Annotated in this window: 15 protein-coding genes and 1 pseudogene; 5 read left to right on the forward strand and 11 right to left on the reverse strand. The window is 62.6% G+C overall.

Features of this window, described 5'->3' with window-relative positions; translation table 11 throughout:
* Positions 1–132 (reverse strand): annotated as a pseudogene (locus AB5Y72_RS12750) (IS481 family transposase); the annotation flags it as partial.
* Positions 133–396: 264 nt separating this feature from the next.
* Here AB5Y72_RS12750 and AB5Y72_RS12755 point away from each other — a divergent pair.
* From AB5Y72_RS12755 to AB5Y72_RS12765, 3 genes are all read left to right on the forward strand, one after another.
* Positions 397–741, forward strand: a complete 345-nt coding sequence (locus tag AB5Y72_RS12755; protein ID WP_368199053.1) for a hypothetical protein — start codon at positions 397–399, stop codon at positions 739–741.
* A gap of 188 nt (positions 742–929) precedes the next feature.
* Entirely contained in the window at positions 930–1361 is a 432-nt protein-coding gene (locus AB5Y72_RS12760; RefSeq protein ID WP_368199054.1) for a MerR family transcriptional regulator, read from the forward strand.
* 54 nt (positions 1362–1415) lie between these two features.
* Positions 1416–2021 carry an NAD(P)H-dependent oxidoreductase gene (locus tag AB5Y72_RS12765; protein ID WP_318162691.1) on the forward strand — a complete coding sequence of 202 codons (606 nt, stop codon included), beginning with the start codon at positions 1416–1418 and terminating at the stop codon, positions 2019–2021.
* 73 nt (positions 2022–2094) lie between these two features.
* Here the strand turns inward: AB5Y72_RS12765 and putP are convergent, their stop codons facing one another.
* The 8 genes from putP to AB5Y72_RS12805 all read right to left on the reverse strand — a co-directional run bounded on the left by putP (position 2095) and on the right by AB5Y72_RS12805 (position 11085).
* Positions 2095–3603 carry a sodium/proline symporter PutP gene (gene putP, locus AB5Y72_RS12770; protein ID WP_318162690.1) on the reverse strand — a complete coding sequence of 503 codons (1509 nt, stop codon included), beginning with the start codon at positions 3601–3603 and terminating at the stop codon, positions 2095–2097.
* A 273-nt stretch (positions 3604–3876) separates the two neighbouring features.
* Positions 3877–4803, reverse strand: coding sequence for a L,D-transpeptidase family protein (locus tag AB5Y72_RS12775; protein WP_010675523.1), 927 nt, complete (start codon positions 4801–4803; stop codon positions 3877–3879).
* A 185-nt stretch (positions 4804–4988) separates the two neighbouring features.
* Complete coding sequence (locus AB5Y72_RS12780) at positions 4989–6230, reverse strand: mechanosensitive ion channel family protein (protein WP_010675524.1); 1242 nt, start codon at positions 6228–6230, stop codon at positions 4989–4991.
* A 131-nt stretch (positions 6231–6361) separates the two neighbouring features.
* Complete coding sequence (locus AB5Y72_RS12785; RefSeq protein ID WP_368199055.1) at positions 6362–7561, reverse strand: acetate kinase; 1200 nt, start codon at positions 7559–7561, stop codon at positions 6362–6364.
* Positions 7562–7861: 300 nt separating this feature from the next.
* A complete protein-coding gene (locus AB5Y72_RS12790) occupies positions 7862–8332 on the reverse strand; it encodes a YhcH/YjgK/YiaL family protein (RefSeq protein WP_368199056.1) in 471 nt (156 codons plus the stop codon).
* Between the two features lie 310 nt (positions 8333–8642).
* The gene (locus AB5Y72_RS12795; protein ID WP_042074005.1) at positions 8643–9749 is read right to left on the reverse strand and encodes a 1-acyl-sn-glycerol-3-phosphate acyltransferase; all 1107 of its coding nucleotides are present in this window, start codon (positions 9747–9749) and stop codon (positions 8643–8645) included.
* Between the two features lie 189 nt (positions 9750–9938).
* Positions 9939–10493, reverse strand: coding sequence for a GNAT family N-acetyltransferase (locus tag AB5Y72_RS12800; RefSeq protein WP_318162685.1), 555 nt, complete (start codon positions 10491–10493; stop codon positions 9939–9941).
* 37 nt (positions 10494–10530) lie between these two features.
* A complete protein-coding gene (locus tag AB5Y72_RS12805; protein ID WP_209795053.1) occupies positions 10531–11085 on the reverse strand; it encodes a GNAT family N-acetyltransferase in 555 nt (184 codons plus the stop codon).
* A gap of 349 nt (positions 11086–11434) precedes the next feature.
* Here AB5Y72_RS12805 and AB5Y72_RS12810 point away from each other — a divergent pair, with 349 nt between their 5' ends.
* Positions 11435–13201 carry a M4 family metallopeptidase gene (locus AB5Y72_RS12810; RefSeq protein WP_325781993.1) on the forward strand — a complete coding sequence of 589 codons (1767 nt, stop codon included), beginning with the start codon at positions 11435–11437 and terminating at the stop codon, positions 13199–13201.
* A 57-nt stretch (positions 13202–13258) separates the two neighbouring features.
* Here the strand turns inward: AB5Y72_RS12810 and AB5Y72_RS12815 are convergent, their stop codons facing one another.
* Complete coding sequence (locus tag AB5Y72_RS12815; protein ID WP_042074010.1) at positions 13259–14158, reverse strand: LysR family transcriptional regulator; 900 nt, start codon at positions 14156–14158, stop codon at positions 13259–13261.
* Positions 14159–14364: 206 nt separating this feature from the next.
* On the opposite strand from AB5Y72_RS12815, the gene mdtH reads away from it, so the two are divergent.
* Positions 14365–15558, forward strand: coding sequence for a multidrug efflux MFS transporter MdtH (gene mdtH, locus AB5Y72_RS12820; RefSeq protein ID WP_042074011.1), 1194 nt, complete (start codon positions 14365–14367; stop codon positions 15556–15558).
* 166 nt (positions 15559–15724) lie between these two features.
* On the opposite strand, the gene AB5Y72_RS12825 is transcribed toward mdtH, so the two are convergent.
* The gene (locus AB5Y72_RS12825; protein WP_368199057.1) at positions 15725–21307 is read right to left on the reverse strand and encodes a type I secretion C-terminal target domain-containing protein; all 5583 of its coding nucleotides are present in this window, start codon (positions 21305–21307) and stop codon (positions 15725–15727) included.
* Positions 21308–21333: the final 26 nt, after the last annotated feature.

Genomic DNA, 21333 nt, shown 5'->3' on the forward strand with positions numbered 1-21333 from the left:
ATTACGGCGAATTTCGTAGAACTGCTGACGGCTGTAGCCGATGAGCTTGCAGGCTTTGCTGACATTATTGAGCTCTTTGGCGAGCTCTAGCAGGCTGAGTTTGCGACGTGCTACTTTCTCGTTGGTGGTCATACGGTGACTCCAGATAACACGGTAGGGGTACCGTTTTGTTATCCGGTTTGAAGCCGTATGACCACTCCCTTTTGTGGGCAACTGTCAGGTGAATACCATCTCCATACAATCCACTTATCTAAAAATGCGTACTGCGGGTACCCAACACCACTGCCTCCAGACCATTCAATCGGAGCTTATTTCGTTCGCTTACTCGTTTCAGAAGATAGTCTAGCGACGCTTTTCCGAACCCTATCCCAAACTGGATATGTGGTGGAGCCTGCGTTGAATACACAGGTGCTAAATCGCTCTGGGGATCCTGCGAGCAAGAAAATCATGCTTTTTCAGCACTCTTCTTTTGCTGGAACGATAGTCTCGTTTGCCAGTGATGACCTTGATGTGATTGACGCTCTCCAGCAGATAAGGTTAGAGCCACCTCTCCCGGCAGACTCCTTCCCATTGATTGACCCCGAAAGCTTGGGCTCGCTTCAGGGTGACATGGAATACTGGTGGACATCTTTGTGGTTACCTTTCTGGGAGGCATTGAGCCAAGAGGAGCGGTTAGCACTGAGCCTTGAACCTGAATGGCGTGAATTTATTACGATTCATTATTCATTTGCCTCTTCTTAATTCACTGGTAAAAATCTGGGGTCCCCACCCTCTCAATAGCAGACTTGCCTGACAAGGTGGGAGTCCTCTGTCGGCAGTGCCCCGTCAATTCCTGCCAATCCAAATCTCCCCTCCCCCATGGGGATTCTCTCCCGCCAGCCACTGGCCTATAGTGAGCCCCTACTCGAACAACCTTTGCGAGCAGCAATATGTATATCGGCGAATTTGCCCGGCTGGCGGGCACCACCCCAAAGGCGGTCCGTCTCTACGAGCAGCTCGGGCTGCTGCCCGAGCCCAGGCGGCGCGGCAGTTATCGCGTCTACCGGGCCGAGGATCTGGAGTGGGTCGGCTTTATCCGCGAGGCCCAGCGGCTTGGCTGCAAGCTCGGGGAGCTGGTTCCCCTGCTCGCGGGCGTCACCAGCCTCGATCACTTCCCCTGGCAAAGGGTGGAGCAGCTTATCGCGGACAAGCTGGCGCAGATCGAGGCGGAGGTCGCCCGGCTGCAACGCCAGCATCAGGGCTTGAGCCAGTGCGCCACGCTGCTGGCGCAGCACCCCTGCCGCTATGGCGCCCCGGCGCGGCAATCCCCCGACGGGCGGGATCATCCCGCCGCCGCGGATCGGGGGCACAAGGTGGCTTGACTCTGTCCCATGGGACAAGGGGTGTAATGGGGGCTCACTTCAAGGAGCCATACCATGACCCCCAACCTGCTTGTTCTCAACGGCAACCCCAAACCCGACAGCCTCTGCCACGCCCTCGCCCGGGAATATGCCCGCGGCGCCGAGGAGAGGGGCGCCCGCGTCACCCTGCATCACGTGGGAGGGCTCGCCTTCGAGCCGGATCTTCACCACGGCTATGACGAGGCGCAGCCCCTCGAGCCCGATCTGCAGGCGGTGCAACAGAGCCTGGCGCAGGCCCACCACCTGGTGATCGTCGCCCCCGTCTGGTGGGGCCACCTGCCTGCCCGGCTCAAGGGGCTGCTGGATCGCACCCTGCTGCCGGGCTTCGCCTTTCGCTACCAGCCGGGGAAGGCGCACCCGGAGCGGCTGCTCGCCGGCAAGACGGCGCGCCTGCTGCTCACCATGGACAGCCCCCCCTGGTATTACCGCTGGTGGCAGGGTGCCCCCGTGGAGCGTACCCTGGACCAGCCCGTGCTCGGGCTCTGTGGCATCCGGCTAACCCACCGCCAGCATCTGGGGCCCGTCCACACCTCGGATGAGGCGGCCCGCCAGCGCTGGCTCACTCAAGCCGGGGCCGCCGCCCGCCAGGATGTGCGGCGGCTGGGCAGACGCCCCGCCTAACCCCTGCCATGGGCATTTTTTGCCCATAAAAAAGCCCCGCCATGGCGGGGCTTTTTGTCACGGATGGCGCGGGTTATTTCACCGCGATCGGCTCGGCCATGGGGCTCTGAAACTCCTGCTCGGCATCGGCAAAGCGTTCCAGCATGGCCTGGGAAGGGGCCTTGTCCAGCAGGCTGAACACCACTATGGCCAGGGTGGCGAAGACGAAGCCCGGGATGATCTCATACAGCCCCAGCCAGCCGAACTGCTTCCAGACGATGACGGTCAGGGCGCCCACCAGCATCCCCGCCAGGGCGCCGTTGCGGGTCATGCGCGACCAGAGCACGGAGAGCAGCACCACGGGGCCGAAGGCGGCACCGAAGCCGGCCCAGGCGTAGCTCACCAGCCCCAGCACCCGGTTTTCCGGGTTCACGGCCACGGCGATGGCGATGAGGGAGATCAGCAGCACCATGGCGCGGCCGACCCACACCAGCTCTTTCTGGGAGGCGTTCTTGCGCAGGAAGGGCTTGTAGAGATCCTCGGTGATGGCGCTGGAGCAGACCAGCAGCTGGCAGCTGAGGGTACTCATCACCGCCGCCAGGATGGCGGAGAGCAGCACGCCGGCGACCCAGGGGTTGAACAGGATCTTGGAGAGCTCGATAAAGACGCGCTCCGGGTTGCCGGTGACGCCGGTCGCCTGCTCGGCGAAGGTGGCGAAGTAGGCCAGACCGAAGAAGCCGATGGCCACGGCGCCGCCCAGGCACAGGATCATCCAGGTCATGCTGATGCGACGGGCACTGGCCATGGAGTGGTGGGAGTCCGCCGCCATGAAGCGCGCCAGGATGTGGGGCTGGCCGAAGTAGCCGAGACCCCAGGCCATCAGGGAGACGATGGCGATGAAGTCCAGGTTCCGGAACATGTCGAGGTTGCTGGCGCTCTTGGCGGCCACCTCCACCATGGCGGTGTCGATGCCGCCCACCGCGATGATGACGAACACCGGGGTCAGGATCAGGGCGAAGATCATCAGGGTCGCCTGCACCGTGTCGGTCCAGCTCACCGCGAGGAAGCCGCCGAAGAAGGTGTAGGTGATGGTGGCCGCGGCACCGACCCAGAGGGCGGTGTCATAGCTCATGCCGAAGGTGCTCTCGAACAGGCGGGCGCCGGCCACCACGCCGGAGGCGCAATAGATGGTGAAGAACAGCAGGATCACCAGGGCGGAGAGGATGCGCAGCACCCGGCTCTTGTCCTCGAAGCGGTAGGTGAAGTAGTCCGGCAGGGTCAGGGCGTTGCGGTTCTTCTCGGTGTGGACCCGCAGCCGGCCGGCAACCCAGCGCCAGTTGAAGTAGGCACCTATGATGAGGCCGATGGCGATCCAGCTCTCGGAGATGCCGCCGATGAAGACGGCGCCAGGCAGGCCCATCAGGAGCCAGCCACTCATGTCGGAGGCACCGGCGGAGAGGGCGGTCACCCAGCTCCCCATGCGGCGGCCGCCGAGAATGTAGTCGTCAAAGTTACGGGTGGCGCGATAGGCGATGAAGCCGATCAACACCATCCCGAGGATGTACACCAGAAAGGTGATGAGCATGGGGGTGCTAGCTGTCATTCAAAACTCCGTTATGTGGCGTCTGTGCCCGTTCTTGCGACGGACTCTTCCTTAAAAAAACCGGCCTAGAGTAATCAGCAGATCGCCGGACCACAACCACTTTTAACAAATAAAAAACACATGGAAAACGTTTAACACCTAACCAAGCAACCACTCAATTGCAATAAGGCCGGATTTTATCCCGACCTGCCAAGGGTTTACCCTGATGATCCCCTCCCCGCGCCATAAAAAAGCCCCGACAGTGGCCGGGGCTCGGAATACCGACGGGCGGGATCAGCGGTTGATGGCGATGGGCATGCCGCTGCGCTGCTCCAGGGCCTGCTTGACCAGCTGGGAGTCGCTGTCCGCGTGGGCGATGAAGCGGGTCACGGCGGTGGACATGGGCAGCGGGGCCGGCAGGCTGGAGTTGAACTCCTCCTGGTTGCGGGAGAGGGGCTGGTGCACTTCCAGGTAGCGGCGGCCATCCGGCTCGACAGAGGCCTTGATGGGCTGGTTCACGAACTGGACGCGGGTACCGACCGGGACCTGCTTGAACAGGTACTCGATGTCGTCGTTGCGCAGACGCACGCAGCCGTGGCTCACCCGCAGGCCGATGCCGAACTGGGCGTTGGTGCCGTGGATGGCGTACATCTTGCCGATGTAGAGCGCGAACAGCCCCATGGGGTTGTCCGGACCGGCCGGCCAAACCGCAGGCAGGGTCTCGCCACGGGCGGCGTACTCGGCGTGCATCTTCGCGGTCGGGGTCCAGGTCGGGCCCGCCTTCTTGCGCTGCACGCTGGTCACCCAGTCTTCCGGGGTGTCGGTGCCGAGCTGGCCGATGCCAATCGGCAGCACTTCCACCACCTTCTTGCCTTTGGGGTAGTAGTAGAGGCGCATCTCGGCGACGTTCAGCACGATGCCTTCACGGGGGGCATCCGGCAGGATCAGCTGATGGGGCACGACCAGCTTCTCGCCCGCCTGCAGCAGCAGGGGGTCTGCCTTGGGGTTGGCTTCCAGCATGTTGGTCAAGCCGAGCTGGAATCTGGCCGCTGCCGCTTCCAGGGGTTGGCCCGCCTCTTCCGGGGACACCACGTAGTCCAGGTTCTCCCCCACCAGGCGGCTGTTGGCTGCGGGCAGGGCATATTCGATGGCGAGGGCGGGCATGGCGGCCAGGATCAGGGAGCAGCACAGTGCGGCCGCCGTGTTGTGGAGGAGCTTCATAACTTTCCTGTGATAAAGGGGGTGGTTCAGCACTCTGGCCAGCGCGGAGGCGACGGGCGCGCCCGGGGCGAAGAGAAGGCCGCCATTTTTCTCCTCTGCCATGCAAATTTCAACCGCCACGTGCTGACGGGTCGGTGATTAAATACGGTGCCGCGCCGCGCCGCGGCACCTTGTCATAAGCGGGATCAGCCGTTTTTCCAACTGTGCATGTCATAACCGGTTGGCGACTGATGCAAACGCAGATGGAATTGCTCAATTATCGCAAAAATGTGGTCGAAAATATCAGCCTGTATCCCTTCATACTCAGCCCAGGCGGTGGTCGCCGTGAAGCAGTAGATCTCCAGCGGCAGGCCGTCCGTGGTCGGTGCCAACTGGCGCACCATCAGGGTCATGTCCTTGCGAATGCCCGCATGAGCCCGCAGGTAGGCGTCCAGATAGGCGCGCAGGGTGCCGAGGTTGGTGAGGTGGCGACCATTGATGGGGCAGCTGATGGCATCGCTGAGCTGCTGGTTGTAGCTGCTGAGCTCCTGCTCCTTGCGGCTGAGGTAGGGTGCCAGCAACCTGGCCTGCTTGAGCTGCAACTGCTCCTGCGAGGTGAGGAAGCGCACGCTGGTCATGTCAATGTTGACGCTGCGCTTGATGCGGCGCCCGCCGGATTCGGTCATCCCCTGCCAGTTCTTGAAGGAGTCGGAGATGAGGGCATAGGTAGGGATGGTGGTGATGGTCTTGTCCCAGTTCGACACCTTGACCGTGGTGAGGCCGATGTCGGTCACCTCGCCGTCCGCCCCGTACTTGTCCATCTGCAACCAGTCACCGACGCTCAGCATGCGGTTGGCGGAGAGCTGGATACCCGCCACCAGGCCGAGGATGGGGTCCTTGAACACCAGCATCAGGACCGCGGTCATGGCCCCCAGGCCGCTGAACAGGAAGAGGGGCGACTTGCCGAGCAGCAGGGCGATCATCAGGATGCCCACCAGGATGCTGGCCACCAGTTTCACCCCCTGGAAGATGCCGCGCAGGGGCAGATCCCGCCCAAGCCGGGTATGACGGCTCAGGGAGAGCAGGCAGTCGAGCAGGGCGAACAGGGCCAGCAGCAGGAACAGCAGGATCCAGAGCTGGGCCAGCAACTCGATAAGCGCCAGGCTCTCGGACGCTTTGGGCAGCCAGATCTCCGCCTGACCGAGCAGCACGGCGCCCTGGAACACGAAGGCGAGCCGGTAGAAGAGGCGTTGCTGCAACTGGGGCGGCAGCCACATCTGCTTGGTCTTGCCAAGCAGCCCCACCAGGCGCACCAGCAGGATGCGGTGCAGCACCAGGTGCAGCACCATGGCGGTCAGCACGATGAACCCCAGGGCGATCACCAGGGCCATCATGGGGGTCACATCGACCCCCAGGCCTGACAACCAGTTGAAAAACATCTCTTTCATCGTTACCTCCGCAATATCACACAGCGGTCAGGGTACGCATCTGGTCCCCCATGTCAAATGACAGGCCGATCACTATTGCCGAAACGACAACGCCCGGCAGGAGCCGGGCGTTGTCATCACCAGAGGGTGCCTTAGCCGACCAGGCTCAGGGCATCACGGGCGATCACCAGCTCTTCGTTGGTGGGCATCACCAGTGCCAGACGGCTGCCTTCGACGGTGATGGGGCCTTCACCGCCCAGCACGGCTGCGTTGTTGGCCTCCTTGTCGATCTTGAAGCCGAGCAGGGCCAGTCGGGCCAGCACCATCTCGCGCACCATGGCGGCGTTCTCGCCGATGCCGCCGGTGAACACCAGGGCGTCCAGGCGACCGTCCATGGCGGCGGCATAGGCCCCCACATACTTGGCCACCCGGTAGGTGAAGACATCCAGCGCCCGCTTGGCACCGGCATCGATAGCGTAGTTGGTGGTGACGTAACGGCAGTCGCTGCTCTCCTCGGTCATGCCCAACAGGCCGGATTCGCGGGTCAGCACCTGGTTGATCTTGTCCACGCTGTAACCCAGGTTGTCGTGCATGAAGAAGACGATGGCAGGGTCGATGTCACCGGAGCGGGTGCCCATCGCCAGCCCTTCCAGCGGGGTCAGCCCCATGGAGGTGTCGACGGACTCGCCGTTCTTGATGGCGCAGACGGAGGCACCGTTGCCCAGGTGGCAGTTGATGATGTTGAGCTCTTCGAGCGGTTTGCCCAGCGCCTTGGCGGTCTCTTCGGCGATGAAGCGGTGGGAGGTGCCGTGGGCGCCGTAACGACGGATGCCGTTCTCGCGATAGAGCTTGTAGGGCAGCGCGTAGAGGTAGGCCTCCTCTGGCAGGGTCTGGTGGAAGGCGGTGTCGAACACGGCCACGTTCTTGTCGGCCAGGGCCGGGAACACCTTGAGGGCGGCACGGATGCCGATGAGGTGCGCCGGGTTGTGCAGGGGGGCGAACGGAATGGCGGCCTCGATGCCGGCAATCACGCCCTCATCGATGCGTACGGAGCGGGAGAACTGCTCACCGCCGTGCACGATGCGATGGCCGATGGCGACCAGCTGATCGGCCAGGGCGGGATCCTGGGGCAGGATGTGGCCCACGATGTGGTCGAGGGCTTCCTGGTGCGCAGCACCGGCGCCCAGCATGGCGTCGCCCTTGACCCCGTGGAGTTTCCATTTGATACGTGCGTCATCCAGATTGAAGCATTCGGCCAGGCCGGACAGCATGTCCTCGCCCGTTTCAGCGTCCATTACGGCAAATTTCAGGGAAGAGCTACCGCAGTTAAGGATCAATACCAACTTGCTCATGTTCTACATCTTCCTGTGCTTCGGCTTTATGCCGACAGTGTCGTGTCATCCAGCGATGGATGGGATTCCCCTGCCGGGGGCTTATGGTCGCAGGACAGTGCGCCCAATTTTTCAATCTCTCTGGCGCCAACCGCCAACTCTGGGCCTGGCGCGCTTATCCTTTCAAACTGTCTGGCGCCGACCCATAGTCTGGCGCGCTTATCCTTTCAAACTCTCTGGCGCCGACCCATAATCTGGCGCACTCATAGAATCATCGATTCGGTCTACGCAGTGCGCTCCGCAGGCGGCCGGTACGGGCGATCAGAGCCCGGCCAGCAGATCCCGGTGCACCTTGACCACCAGCTTCTTCACCTGAGCCGGCGAGTGGGGGGTGCAGAGGGGGCGATGCAGTTCTCCCGGCCAGAAGATGGCAAAGTCGCCGGGCTGCAACGCCAGATAACTGGTCTGTTCGTCGTCGACGAACCAGAGATCGGGGTAAGGATGATCGGCGCCCTCCCCCGCATAAACATGGGGACCGACGCCGATCCACTCCTCGCCGCGCAGCAGCAGCTGGATGTCCAGGTACTGCTGATGAAACTCGCCGCGGCGATCCGCCACCGGCTCGGTCAGATCCTCGCTCACCAGGCAGAACAGCCTGAGACCGTCTATCTCCTGTTTGCCGAGGGGGGCGTTCAGCCAGCGCTCGACGCCCTGCACCACCTCGACCATGATGCGGTCCAGCGGGGCGGGCAAGGGGGTGCGTTGCAGGGTATTCAGACTGCCGGTGATCATGGGGCTCGCATCCTTAGGTGTATCCGTGGTCCATCTTTCTTCATCAACGAAAAAGGACCCGCAAAGGTCCTTTTCGTGGTGTCACCTGCTATCCGTGCAGGCTTGAACTGCGTCTCTCGCGACGAGGGCGCCGGCTCACTGTTGCACAGCCGCCCGCACCTTGCCAAGAGATAGTCGCTCGTTCACCCGATGATCGTACCAGTTGAAACAATATTATTCACTACCCAATCTCCCCTGACTTTGACCAGACGCAAAAACGGGAGCATCTGCTCCCGTTTTTTTCGCATCACCTGGTGATAACCGGTGCCATTCAAACCTTGCCGGCGTTTTCCACCGGTTTGGCGTACATGGCGCGCCAGATGGCCTTGTGCTCTTGTGGCACCTCCGACTGGCGGGTCAGGAAGGCGGTCTGCTCTATGGTGCTGGCCTTGCCGGGCACATCCGCCGCCAGATAGTTGCCGGGGAAGAGGCGATAGCTGCTCCAGATGGCCTTGTCGATCAGGGCGGCCAGCTCGTCCGGATCGCTGAACCCCTCGGTGATGGGGGCGCCGAAGGAGACGTGTACCCGCCCCTTCTGGCCGACGATGCCGGCGACTATGCTCTCAATGTCCTCGAACTCGCCCTTCTCGTAGCTGCCGTTGACCGATTTCTCGTAGAGCTCGCGCGCCTTGGCCTTGTCGGTGGGATCCAGCTCGTAGCTGATGCTGACAGGCACTATGTTGAGGCTGCGCATGTAGTCGACGAACTCGATCTTCTGCTTCTTGCCGTCCACGTAGAACATCTTGAGGATGGCCGGATCCGTCTTGTCATCCCCGTCCTTGGCGCGCCCCTCCTTCTGGGCGATCCAGATGGAGTGGCCTTCGTGTACCGACTGGCCTATGTAGGCCGACAGCTCGCCGAGGGCCTTCATCATCTCCCGCGGCCCCTTGGCGGAGCGCTTGACGATGAAGCTCTTGTTGAGCTTCATCAGCTCGGTGGCGCAGGGTTTGCGCAGCAGGTTGTCACCGATGGCGATGCGCACGGTATCGAAGCCGTGGGTATGCAGCCCCCAGTTGACGAACGCCGGATCCATGGCGATGTCCCTGTGGTTGGAGACGAACAGGTAACCCTGCTCCTTCTTCAGATGCTCCAGGCCGGAGAAGCTCACCCCCTGGGTGGAGGTGGCGATCATCCGGGTCATGTAGCGGGTCACCCCCATCTGCACCTGGTGAACCGTGCTGACCTTGGCCCACTTGTGGCGCAGGAACTGGCGGATCAGCGGGCGGATGGCCCAGCCCAGCCAGCTCATCAGGGAACCGAAACGGTATTTGGCGATGGCGCCGATAAACTCGTCATCCTGGATCAGCCGCTCGATGGCAGCCGGCACTTCTTCATCGCGATAGGGGCGAATGTCCGCGAATCTGTCTACTTCTGTCACAATGTCTGCCTTGCAAGTATGGAGTCGCGGCCAGCGTCTGCCGGCCGGGAAAATTCAGGGCGCAATTTTACACGCTTTTGTGGTCAGGGGTATGAGACGCATACAGATAGTGCGATCTTGCCGTGAAAAAGCCCTCTGTGGACCGGGCGCCATCGTGAGCCGTGCCGAGGGAATGCGGGCTGGTGCCGGTTAGACGGCGGGATTGATCCGCGCGGTGAGGACATGATCCTCCCAGCGGCCGTTGATCATCAGGTAGTCCCGGGCATAGCCTTCCCGCTCGAAACCGAGCCGCGTGAGCAGGGCGCCACTGCGCAGGTTGGCGGGCATGTAGCTCGCCATGATGCGGTGCAGGCCGAACTCATTGAACAGGTAGTCGATGCCGGCGCTCACCACCTCCCGCATCACCCCCTGCCCCTCGTGCGCCTGGTCGATGGCATAGCCCAGGTGGCACGCCTTGAACATGCCCATCATGATCTGGGTGAAGTTGCAGGTAGCCAGCACCCGCTCCCCCTGGGGATCGAGCGCCACCAGTTGCACGGCGCTGCCGTCGAAGAACTGGCCGTAACCATCGCGCAGGCGCGCCTGCCAGTGGGCCAGGGTATAGAAGCTCTCGTCCCGCCTGGGCTCCCAGGGGGCGAGGTGGGCGCGGTTGCGCAGGTAGAAATCCAGCATCAGACCGGCCCGCTCCGGGGGCAGAACGGTCATCCGGGTACGGGCCGTGACGAGATGGGGCAGCGTCGTCATCTTTCCCCCCGGAAGTGGGAGGCGGACAGGAGGGCCATCAGTGCTCCCTCTGCCTGAGCCATTCGTCCCGCAGCAGGCCGTAGTTGACATGGTCCACCACCCTGTCCGCCAGCCGCTCCGCCCGCCGGGTCACCCCCTCCTGCACCATGCCGAGCCGCTCGCACACCGCCCGGCTCGCCTCGTTCTCCAGGGCGGCGCTGATCTCCACCTTCTCCATCCCCATCTCCTCGAAGGCATGATGGATCAGGGCCTGGCAGGCCCGGGTGATGATGCCGTGCCCCTGCCAGCGCTCCGCCAGCCAGTAACCGATGCAGACCTTGGCCAGCTCATGATCGATCCGGTTGTAGCCGATGACGCCGACCACCTCTCCCTGATACTCGATGGCTGTGGTCAGCCCCTCGCCTCGGGCAAATTTCTCGATGGCATGGCGGATGAAGGTGGCGCTGTCCGAGGGTTGCTGGATATGGGGTACCCAGGGCAGCCACTGGGAGAGGTAATCGCGGTTGCGCTGGCAGAGGCGAAACAGCTCGCTGGCCATGTCGGGTTGCAGGAACAGGAGCGCCAGCTCGTCATCCAGTTGCCATGAGAACATCGCCCCCCCCCCCTGTTTTGACCCGGCATGCGCCGTCATGGGAGCCAATGTAGTCAATCAATCCCTTGTTTGCCAAGGACTTTCGGCGCGCCTCCCCCGCTGGCAACCCCCATATGGCGATGCCCATCCGGGTGCGTTATCGAGCATGTCATCAATCTCGTCGTCCATTGGATTAACACACTAAAAACGCCCGTTTTTTTGGATGATAAGTGCCACAAAAGTGAATTGTGCTACCCACTTTCTCTGCCCTGTGACAAATGACAGGCCGTTATTTCCCCCCTTCCCACTAGTGTAAGAGCGCCGGGCAACGGACCCGGCGTGCAATCTTCATCGACTAAGGAAAGACGAGATGAACAAAGTCTATTTGGCCGTGGTACTGGCCTGCTGGGGAAGCGCCGCCGTGGCGGCAGAACAGGTGGAAGTGAATCGGGTCGCAGGCCTGCAGGGGGCACCGAGCGGCGCCGCCGGGGTCAGCGCCCTGGCCGGGGATGGCGAGTTTCGCCAGGTGCGGGCGGTCAAGCTGCCCAATGGCCAGCAGCGGGTGCGCTATGAGCAGACCTGGCACGGCATCCCGGTCTGGGGCCAGGTGCTGGTGGCCGAGCACTCCCTCGGTGGCCAGATAAGCCAGGTTTCCGGCACCATGCTGCGCCAGATCGAGGCCGATCTGGCGAGCCCGACCGCCGCCCTCTCCCCCAGCGAGGCCGCCAGCAAGGCGCGTGCCGGCGCCAAGGGCAGCAACGAGCGAGTCAAGCTGTTCGTGGTCCAGGATGATGCCGGCCAGGCCCGGCTGGTCTACCTGGTCTCCTGGCTGGCGGCGAGCGAGCAGCCGAGCCGTCCCTTCGTGATGATCGACGCACAGACCGGCAGCGAGCTCAAGCGCTGGGAGGGGATCAACCACAAGGACGCCACAGGCCCGGGCGGCAACATCAAGACCGGCAAGTACTTCTACGGCGCCGACTTCGGTCCCCTCCAGGTGGACGACAGCTGCCGCATGAGCAGCGCCAACGTGGACACCGTCAACCTCAACCACGCCACCAGTGGCGGCGCCGTGCACCAGTTCACCTGCCCGGAGAACACGGTCAAGGAGATCAACGGGGCCTACTCGCCGCTCAACGACGCCCACTACTTCGGCAACGTGGTGTTCGACATGTACCGCAACTGGTACAACACGGCGCCGCTGAGCTTCAAGCTCAAGATGCGGGTGCACTACAGCCGCAACTACGAGAACGCCTTCTGGGACGGCAGCCAGATGACCTTCGGTGACGGCGCCACCACCTTCTACCCGCTGGTGAGTCTGGATGTGGCGGCCCACGAGGTGAGCCACGGCTTCACCGAGCAGAACTCGGGCCTGGTCTACTCAGGCCAGTCGGGCGGCATCAACGAGGCCTTCTCCGACATGGCGGGGGAAGCGGCCGAGTACTACATGAAGGGCAGCAACGACTGGCTGGTGGGGGCCCAGATCTTCAAGGGCAACGGCTCACTGCGCTACTTCGAGGACCCGACCCGGGACGGCAGCTCCATCGGCCACGCCAGCGATTACTATGACGGCATCGACGTGCACCACAGCTCAGGGGTCTACAACCGCGCCTTCTACCTGCTGGCCAACACCGGCGGCTGGAATACCCGCAAGGCGTTCGAGGTGTTCGTGCTGGCCAACCGCCTCTATTGGGGCGCCAACACCACCTTCGATCAGGGCGCCTGCGGCGTGACCAAGGCGGCCACGGATCTCGGCTACAGCCTGACCGATGTGGCGGCAGCCTTCACCGCGGTCGGCGTCAATGCCAGCTGTGGCACCACGCCGCAACCGGGCAGCGTGCTGCAGAACGGCGTGCCGGTGACCGGCCTCGCCGCCGCCAAGGGGGGCAAGCTGAGCTACACCATAGAGGTGCCCGCCGGCAAGAGCCAGCTGGTGGTCGCCAGCAGCGGCGGCACCGGGGATGCGGATCTCTATGTGAAGTTCGGCTCGGCCCCGACCAGCACCAGCTATGACTGCCGCCCCTACAAGAGCGGCAACACCGAGACCTGTACCCTGAATGCGCCTAAGGCGGGCACCTGGCATGTGCAGCTGAGCGGGTTCAGCGCCTTCTCCGGCGTGACCCTCAAGGCCAGCTACTGAGCCTGAACAGGCATAAACGGGAATAAGAGAAGAGCGCCGGCCTGGTCCGGCGCTTTTTCATTCCCGCTTGCCCGCCCAGCGCCGGGCCAGGGTGCGGGCCGCCTCCAGCACCCGCTCCTTGGCAGGATTGGGCCGTTTTCCGCTGCGCCAGGCCATCATGACGTCCCAGTGATCCGGCGGCAGATCCACCACGTCCAGCTTCACCAGGCGACCGAACTCCAGATCCCGGGTGATGGCGAGCGCCGGCATCAGGGTGATGAAGCCGTGCTCCAGCGCCAGCTCCCGCGCCGCGCTGGCGGGCTGGATGGCGTGCAGCGGGCTCGCCACCTGGCGCAGCAGCCGCAGCTGCAGGATCAGCTCGTCGCAGCCCGTGCCCCACTGCTGGGGCGCCAGCCGCTCGTTGGCGATGTCCTGCAGGGTCAGCCCCTGCCGCCCGGCCAGGGGGTGGGTGGCGCAGGCCACGGCGATGATGGGGGAACGGTAGAGCAGCTCGAGCTGGATGCCGGCGATGGCGGGACACTTGAGAATGAAGCCGACGTCGGTCTCACCGGTCAGCAGCTCCTGCATGATGATGCCGGAGTGATCCGTGTTGCAGCGGATCTCGAAGGACTCGTCCACCAGGGCCAGCAGCAGGGGACCGAACACCGCCGTGGTCAGAGAGGGCAGGCAGGAGAGCCGGATCCGCGGCAGGGCCGGCGCCCCCTGCATCGCGAGCCGCCCCCCTTCCAGCGCCGTCAGGGCCGCGGTCGCCGCCGGCAGAAACTGCTCGCAGGCCGGAGTCGGGGTGGCGCCACGGCGGTGGCGACGGAACAAGGACTGGCCCAGCTCCTGTTCCAGCACGGCGATCCGCTGGCTGACCATGGGTTGTGACCAGCCGCGAATGGCCGCCACCTTGCTGAAGCTGCCACGGTTGGCCACATCCAGCAGCAATTGCAAATCGTCGAGTGTCACAGCCATAACCAAATCCAATATGAAATATAGCCAGTTGTCGGCTACCACTATATCTGGCGCCCCACCAGAATAGCAGCATCAATCGTCATGAAATGGCAAAACGCCACCGAGTCAGGGACTTGTCATCGCCCTTGGCTCTGTTTGGTGACGGCGCCATTCGGGCAAAAAGACAAAACGACAATATCAACGAAGCGAACAGAGGTAACAGGATCATGGTGGAGCGGGCGAGGCGGTTGGGGCGGTGGTTCTTGGCATTGGATTCCCTCCTGGTGATCCTCGGCTTCTTCGTGGTCATGCCCATGATCAGCCTGCGCTTCGTGGATCAGCTCGGCTGGGCCGCCGGAGTGGTCGGGCTGGCGCTGGGCCTGCGCCAGCTGACCCAGCAGGGGCTGGGGGTCTTTGGCGGCTCCCTCGCCGACAAGTTCGGAGCCCGCCCGCTCATCGTCTGCGGCATGCTGCTGCGGGCGCTGGGATTTGCCAGCCTGGCTTATGCCCAGAGCGGGCTGGAACTCATCCTCTCCTGCGTCATCTCGGGCCTCGGCGGCTGCCTGTTCGATCCCCCCCGCGCCGCCCTGGTGATCAAGTTCACCCGGCCACGGGAGCGGGGTCGCTACATCTCCCTGCTGATGATGCTGGAGAGCGCCGGCGCCGTGGTGGGCGCCCTGCTCGGCAGCTGGCTGCTGAACTTCGACTTCGAGTATGTCTGCCTGCTGGGAGCCGGCCTGTTCGTCTGCGCCGCCCTGTGCAACCTGCTGATCCTGCCCCCCTACAAGCTCTCGGTGCGACCGACACCGATCCGCGACGGCCTCGGCCAGGTGCTGGCGGACAAGGCCTTCTGCCGGCTGGTGCTGATCCTGAGCGGCTACTACGCGCTCTGGGTGCAGGTCATGCTCATTTTCCCCATCCTGGTCAAGCAGATGGCGGGCAGCACCACGGCAGTGGGCTGGATGTATACCCTGGAGACCGCCATCTCCCTGGCCCTGCTCTACCCCCTGGCCCGTTACGGCGAGCGCCACTTCAAGCTGGAGAACCGCCTGATGGCCGGGGTCTTGCTGATGACGGCGGGGATAGGCCTGGTCGCCTTCGCCACCACCCTGCCCGCCGTCTTCCTGCTGCTCGCCTGCTTCTACCTCGGCATCGTCATCGCCGAGCCGGCGCGAGAGACGCTGATGACCAAGCTGGCCCAACCCGGGGCGCGCGGCAGCTACATGGGCTTCAGCCGGCTGGGGCTGGCGCTCGGCGGCATGACGGGTTACGTGGGGGGCGGCGCCCTGCACGACTACGCCATGGCCCAGGGGCAACCCTGGCTGCCCTGGCTGGTGCTCGGCACCGTCGGCGTCACCACCCTGCTGCTGCTGGCGAACTGCTTCCAGCGAGGCTCCCGCCTGGCCGGGGTCAATGCCTGATCCCCTGGCAATCACGCCATCCAACCCGGGCGCCCTTCTCTTGAGGGGCGCCCTCTTTTTATCCTCCCCTTGAGTTGCCCTCCCCCGCTGACCCGTCGCCCCACCCGAAAAGCGCCCATAAAAAAAGCGGCAGATTGCTCCGCCGCTTTTTGACCATCTGACCGGATTACTTGTCGATATCCAGCATGTTGTTTTGCAACATGAAATCGATGACCTGATTGGCCGTGGTGCCCGAACCGCCCGTCAGGGTATCGAAGGTGTGGTTTACCAGCACGATTTCCTGGGTCACCGGCGCCGCGCTGCTCTCCTTGACCTGCAAGTGCACCCCTTCGCTGTCCTGGAACACCGAGAGCAGGCTCTTCAGGGAGCTCTCGTTCTTGCTGCCATCGCTGTCGAGCAGGTCGCTGAGATCCAGCTTGTCCCCTTCCGACTTGCTGAAATCGACGATGTAGTCCTTGGCGACCTTGCCAGCCTCGGTATCCCCCTTCAGCCAGGTGAAGGCATCGGCTCCGGCATCCCCCTTGAGGATGTCGTCGCCAAGCCCGCCAACCAGGATGTCGTTGCCAAGGCCCCCGCTCAGCACGTCGTTGCCAGTCCCGCCGTACAGGGTGTCGTTGCCGCTGCCGCCACTCAGCACGTCGCTGCCACTCTCGCCATAGAGGGTGTCGTTGCCACTGCCACCGAACAGGATGTCGTTGCCAGCCCCGCCATAGAGGAAATCATCCCCGCCCTGGCCGAACAGGATGTCGTTGCCATCCCCGCCATAGAGGGTGTCCCCCTTGTCATTGGCCGACGACTGGTCGAATTCGCTGACATGCCCCGTGATGTAGGAATGCACCTGGGCATCGGTCACCGACCCGGCCCCCAGCTTGCCGGCCACATACTGCTTGATGGCCGCATATCCTTCCCCGCTGATGTCGGTGAAGCGCACCGCATCGCCGAACAGGATGTCGTCGCCCGCTCCGCCATCGAAGCGGTCGGCCCCCGGCAGGTTGCTGACCGGCGTCCCCAAGATGGCATTTGCCAGATCGGAGGCCGATACGTTGGACTGCACTACTTTGTCGCTATCAAATAGCTTGAGAATATCGCTCGATACCCCGCTACCGATCCCGATGGCTGCCAGCACCACATTGTTCGCCTCCAGCAGCGGTAGCACGCTCAATGCGTTGTTTCTGGCTGTGTCATTGGTATACCGATAAATGTAAGCATCTGAGATTTCGAAGGTCCCGTCACCCTGGGGTTTAAGGGTTCCAATGACGCTATATTCCCATTTCTTTCCATTCTGTGACCACTGTCTGACATCGCCGTTAGCATCGACAATCACCCTCTGGGTGCCACCGATGTTGGCGTAGAAGGCCTTGCCCGGTACGTAATTGTTGACGTTGACAAAGGTATCCAGTCCTTCCCAAGTCTTGGTGTTCACAACCGGATTAGTATTTTCGTTGTAGAAGAAGGAGTTGGGTTCTCCATCGGTAATGAAATAGGCCAGATTCTTCGCATTGGTGTTGTTCTTGGCCATGCCACTGTTGAACCAGTTGGAGGTTGCCTTGAGCGGGTCCTCGTAGTTGGTATATCCCTCATAGCCATTCATCTGGCTAATAACATCCTCCAACAACCCTGAAGCATTGGGATCTTTCAGATCCACGCTGACGGAACGATTGACCTGGGTATCAAAATCGACCAGGAAGACGTTGACCTTGCCCGCAGCCTCCTTGCCCGCACTCGCCTGAAGATCTTTGAACACCTGGATCAGCTGATTTCTAATCGTCGCCATATCGCCACCAATACTGCTCGATGTGTCGACCATAAAGGCGATGTTGTAGTTCTGGCCGGGCAGCACCACGCTGCCATCCAGATCCCCCACCACGATATTGTGCTCGCTGCCATAGGTCCGGCTCTGATCCCCCGGCTCCCCTTCGGTGGCGTTGAAGTAGCTCAGGCGGATGCTGTCGTCGTCGGACGCAGAGCTGGTCTGATCGGTCCCCACCTCCCTGGCGACGGCGTCCACCTTGAGATCGACCTGACCGGCATTGTTGCCGGGGACTCGCAGCGTCAGGCCGGTCAGCTTCACATCCAGCGCGCTCGCACTCCACAGGCCGCTGCTGGCGGTGAGAGTGAGCTTGCCATCAACCCCGACGGTCCCCAGCAACTGGTTGCCGTTATAGAGCTCGGCCCCCTTCGGCATGCCGCTCAATACCAGGCTATCGAGCACTTCGCTGCCATCCCGATCGCTCAGGGAGGCGCTCACCTCCAGCGGGTAGTCGACCACCACCGGCTGCACCAGGGTCAGCACGCCCGTATCCTGATTGATCTGGTAGACACCGTCGGCGAACTGGACATACTCCACGTCGTGCAGCGCCTTGGTGATACCTACCCCCTTCTCCGTGACGGAGAAGTCGAACCAGCGATCATTGACCGAGTATCCGCTGCCCTTCGTGATGGCGTAATCGGCACGGTTGCCGGTCAGCACGGCGATATCCGTGCCTGTCCCGCCATAGAGGCCATCGCTGCCAAGACCCGACACCAGCACATCGTCGCCCGTGCCACCATCGAGTGTATCGCCCGTGGCAACATCGCCACCGACCAGGACATCATTGCCCAGGCCGCCGATGAAATGCTCGCCACCACCATGGACGCTGACGATATAGTCGTTGCCGCTGCCGCCAAGCACCTGCTCCTGGCCACTGCTGCTGTCCGTCAGCGAGTTGGTGATGCCAAGGGCCGTCTTGTTGACGTTGCCGGATTGGAACTGCTCCGTGGTGACGCCCGCGCTCGGGAAGCTCGGGCTGTACAACGGAATGCCATTCCCCGTCAGAGTGACGTTGACGGTCGGCTTGTCGGCCACCGCCGTCACATCGATCACCAGCTTGCCGCCGTTGCTGAGGTTGGCGCCGTCGCTTATCTGGTAGTCGAAGCTGGCGTAGTCCCCCTTCATGTTGCCGACGGTGGCACCGCCGCCATTGCTGGCGCTGGTGCTCGACTCGTTGACCCCGGGCACGAAGCGCAGATGGCCGGCACTCACCTCGGCATAGGAGATGAGTGCGCCAGCCGACACGGCAACCCATTGCCCCGCGGCATTGAGGTATTCGAGGGTGCCATTCAGCGGCAGGGTGTTGATCTGCACCCCGAGATCGGTCGCGGCCTGATCGTCGCTGGCACCAAACTGGGCCCAGGTCAGCACCTGGGGCTTGTCTTCCTGCCCGGCACTGTAACCCCCGGCCGCCGTCGGCGCCCGATCGTTGTCAAGGATGGTGCCGGTGCCGCTCTGGCCACCTATGGTCAGCGACAGGGTCTCGTTTGCCTCGACCAGACGATCGTTCACCGTCGGAATGGTCACGGTGAAACCGGATACCCCGGCCGGTACCGTGATCTTGCCGGTGGTGCTGTTATAGGTCACGCCGTTGCTGAACTGGGCATTGCCCCAATCCTGGTTGGAGGCGGGGTTGCTGCCGCTGCTCCTGATGGCGAAGTCATATTGCGTCGCCTCCTGGGTCGCATCAGACAGGACGACGCTATTGCTCAACATGCCACCTTCAACTACGCTCCCGCCGGTCACGGACTGCACCGTGGGGGTAAACAGCGGCTTGGTCGCGAACGAACCAAAACTCCAGTCACCGTCCGAATCCGTCACCCGGATCTGGAAGTCGATGTCACCATCTCCCTGGGGCTTGGACATGTTCTGATACTGGAAGAACTCCCACTTGCCGGTGGCCGGGGTGAACTCCAGCCTGAACACCAAAGTGCCGTCACTGGCTTCGCCATACAGGGTATTAGGTAGACCTGCTTTGCTGGAAATTGAGATCTCTTTACCAGTAGCTGTCATCAAACCCACTTCATTGGATCCCAAAAGCGCTATATGTCCCTTGCCATCGGCCCCCCATTGCGGGGTCACGGTGCCGGAACCATAGGCGATTGCCTGCGCCGTGTCGGCACCGAGGAACTCGATGCTCTTCACCGTGAAGTCGCTGTTGTCACCGTAGAGGCCGTTACCATTGTTGGTGGCCTTGATCACCATGGTATCGAAGCCGCCCTGCTGCACCTGGAAGTTCTGGTTGAACTCCCCACCTGCCGCCGTCGAGTTGAATACCAGGGTATTGATCAGCACCTCGCCACGATAGAACTCCACGACCCCGCTCTCCAGCTCGCCACCAAACATCTTGCTGAACTTGATATTGGCGCCATAGGCCACCTTGCCCGCGTCCAGTCTGACGATCAGCTGCTCGGACGCCGATTTACCATTGGCGAAGTGGCGGAAATCTATCTCGTTGGCGAGGTTGTGGTTCGGTGAGCCGACGCTGGACACACCAAGTCCGGCGCTGGAGCCGTTGACATTGGCCGCCGTCAGCGTCGAGTCGGTCGCCGAGGTGAAGCCCATCGCCGCGATGCTGAAGCCGTTTGCATTCAGGGTGGCCTGATTGCCGCTGTATTTGGTCAGATCGAACAGACCAGTCAGGGTGTCAGGGATATTCGTTCTGGTCACGGCCACGGCATCCATGTCGCCTGCCACCGGCGAGTCGTCCTCGACCGAGATGGACAGACTCTTGGTATCGGTGGTCTTGCCATCCGATACCGTCACACCGATCTGGAAGTTCAGTACGTCTTCGCTTCCCTTGACCGGATGGTCAATCGAGGCCTTGAGGGTCACGTCGTAGCTCCACTCCCCCTTGCCACTGGTGTTGGGTGCCGTCAGCTGCACATCCATGACCGCCTTGTAGTCGGCACCACCCGGTGTGCCGGTATAACCGGTCAATACCTTGGTGGCGGCATTCCAGCTCCATTGCACCGCCACACCGCCTGAGGTGAGGTCACTCGGCCCACTCAGGCTGATGATCAGGTTGTCGTTGCTGTCGACATCGCCAACCGAGAACTTGCCACTGGCAGCCACGCTGTTGGTGGTATCGCTGCTACCCGCCGTATCAGCAATACCGCCCGTAAGCCCCTCCTCCGAGACGACAGCCCCGTTGGAGATGGTCAGGGTCGGCAGGTCGTTGACCGCATCCACCCTGATGGTCACGGTCGCCGGGCTCGCATCCAGGGCGCCGTCGTTGTCCACCGCCGCATAGTTGAAGCTGGTGTTGCCGTTCCAGTTGGCATTCGGAGTGAAAGTGAGCTTGCCGGCATCTGCCACCGCAATGCTCTGATCCGCTGTCACGGCCACCCCGTTCAGATAGAGGGTGCCGTTGGCCGGCAGGCTCTTGATGGTGAAACTCACCACGCTGCCGTCAATGTCGCTGCCGGAAAGCGGCGGGATGGCGATGCTGGATGCATCTTCCTGACCGCTTGCCTGCTTGTTCGCCGTCTCCGGGGCCTCGTTCAGGATCTCCGCCGTGTCGCGGCCCGGCAGGGAGACATTGCCCGCCGCGTCGGTCTGGGTCGCGGTCACGGTCAACGCCTTGCCGTTGGCCGGGGTCGTCTCGGTCCAGCTGATGGTGCCATTCTGATAGCCGTAGCTCTTGCCATCGCTCGCCAGCAGGGAGCCATCAGCCTTCAGCGTCAGCTGCACCGTGCTGTTCACACCGCCATTGTTGATGGTCAACGTTACCGTGCCACCCGCCACCAGATCACTGTGATTGACTCCAGCTTGCACCTGGATCTGATCGCTGCCGATCTCGGTCTTGGTCAACATCTGGTCGTTGTTGGCATCGTCCACGATGACCACGGTCGGCGCACCGGTCGCCGTGGTGTCGACCCCGTAGCCTTCGCTGTCGGTCGCGGTGGCACTGTTGCCCGCCGCGTCGGTGCTGGTCACGCTGGCATCGATAGTGCGGTCGCTAT

It is taken from the genome of Aeromonas sp. R7-4 (assembly GCF_040908055.1).
GTDB classification, from domain to species: Bacteria; Pseudomonadota; Gammaproteobacteria; order Enterobacterales; family Aeromonadaceae; genus Aeromonas; species Aeromonas sanarellii.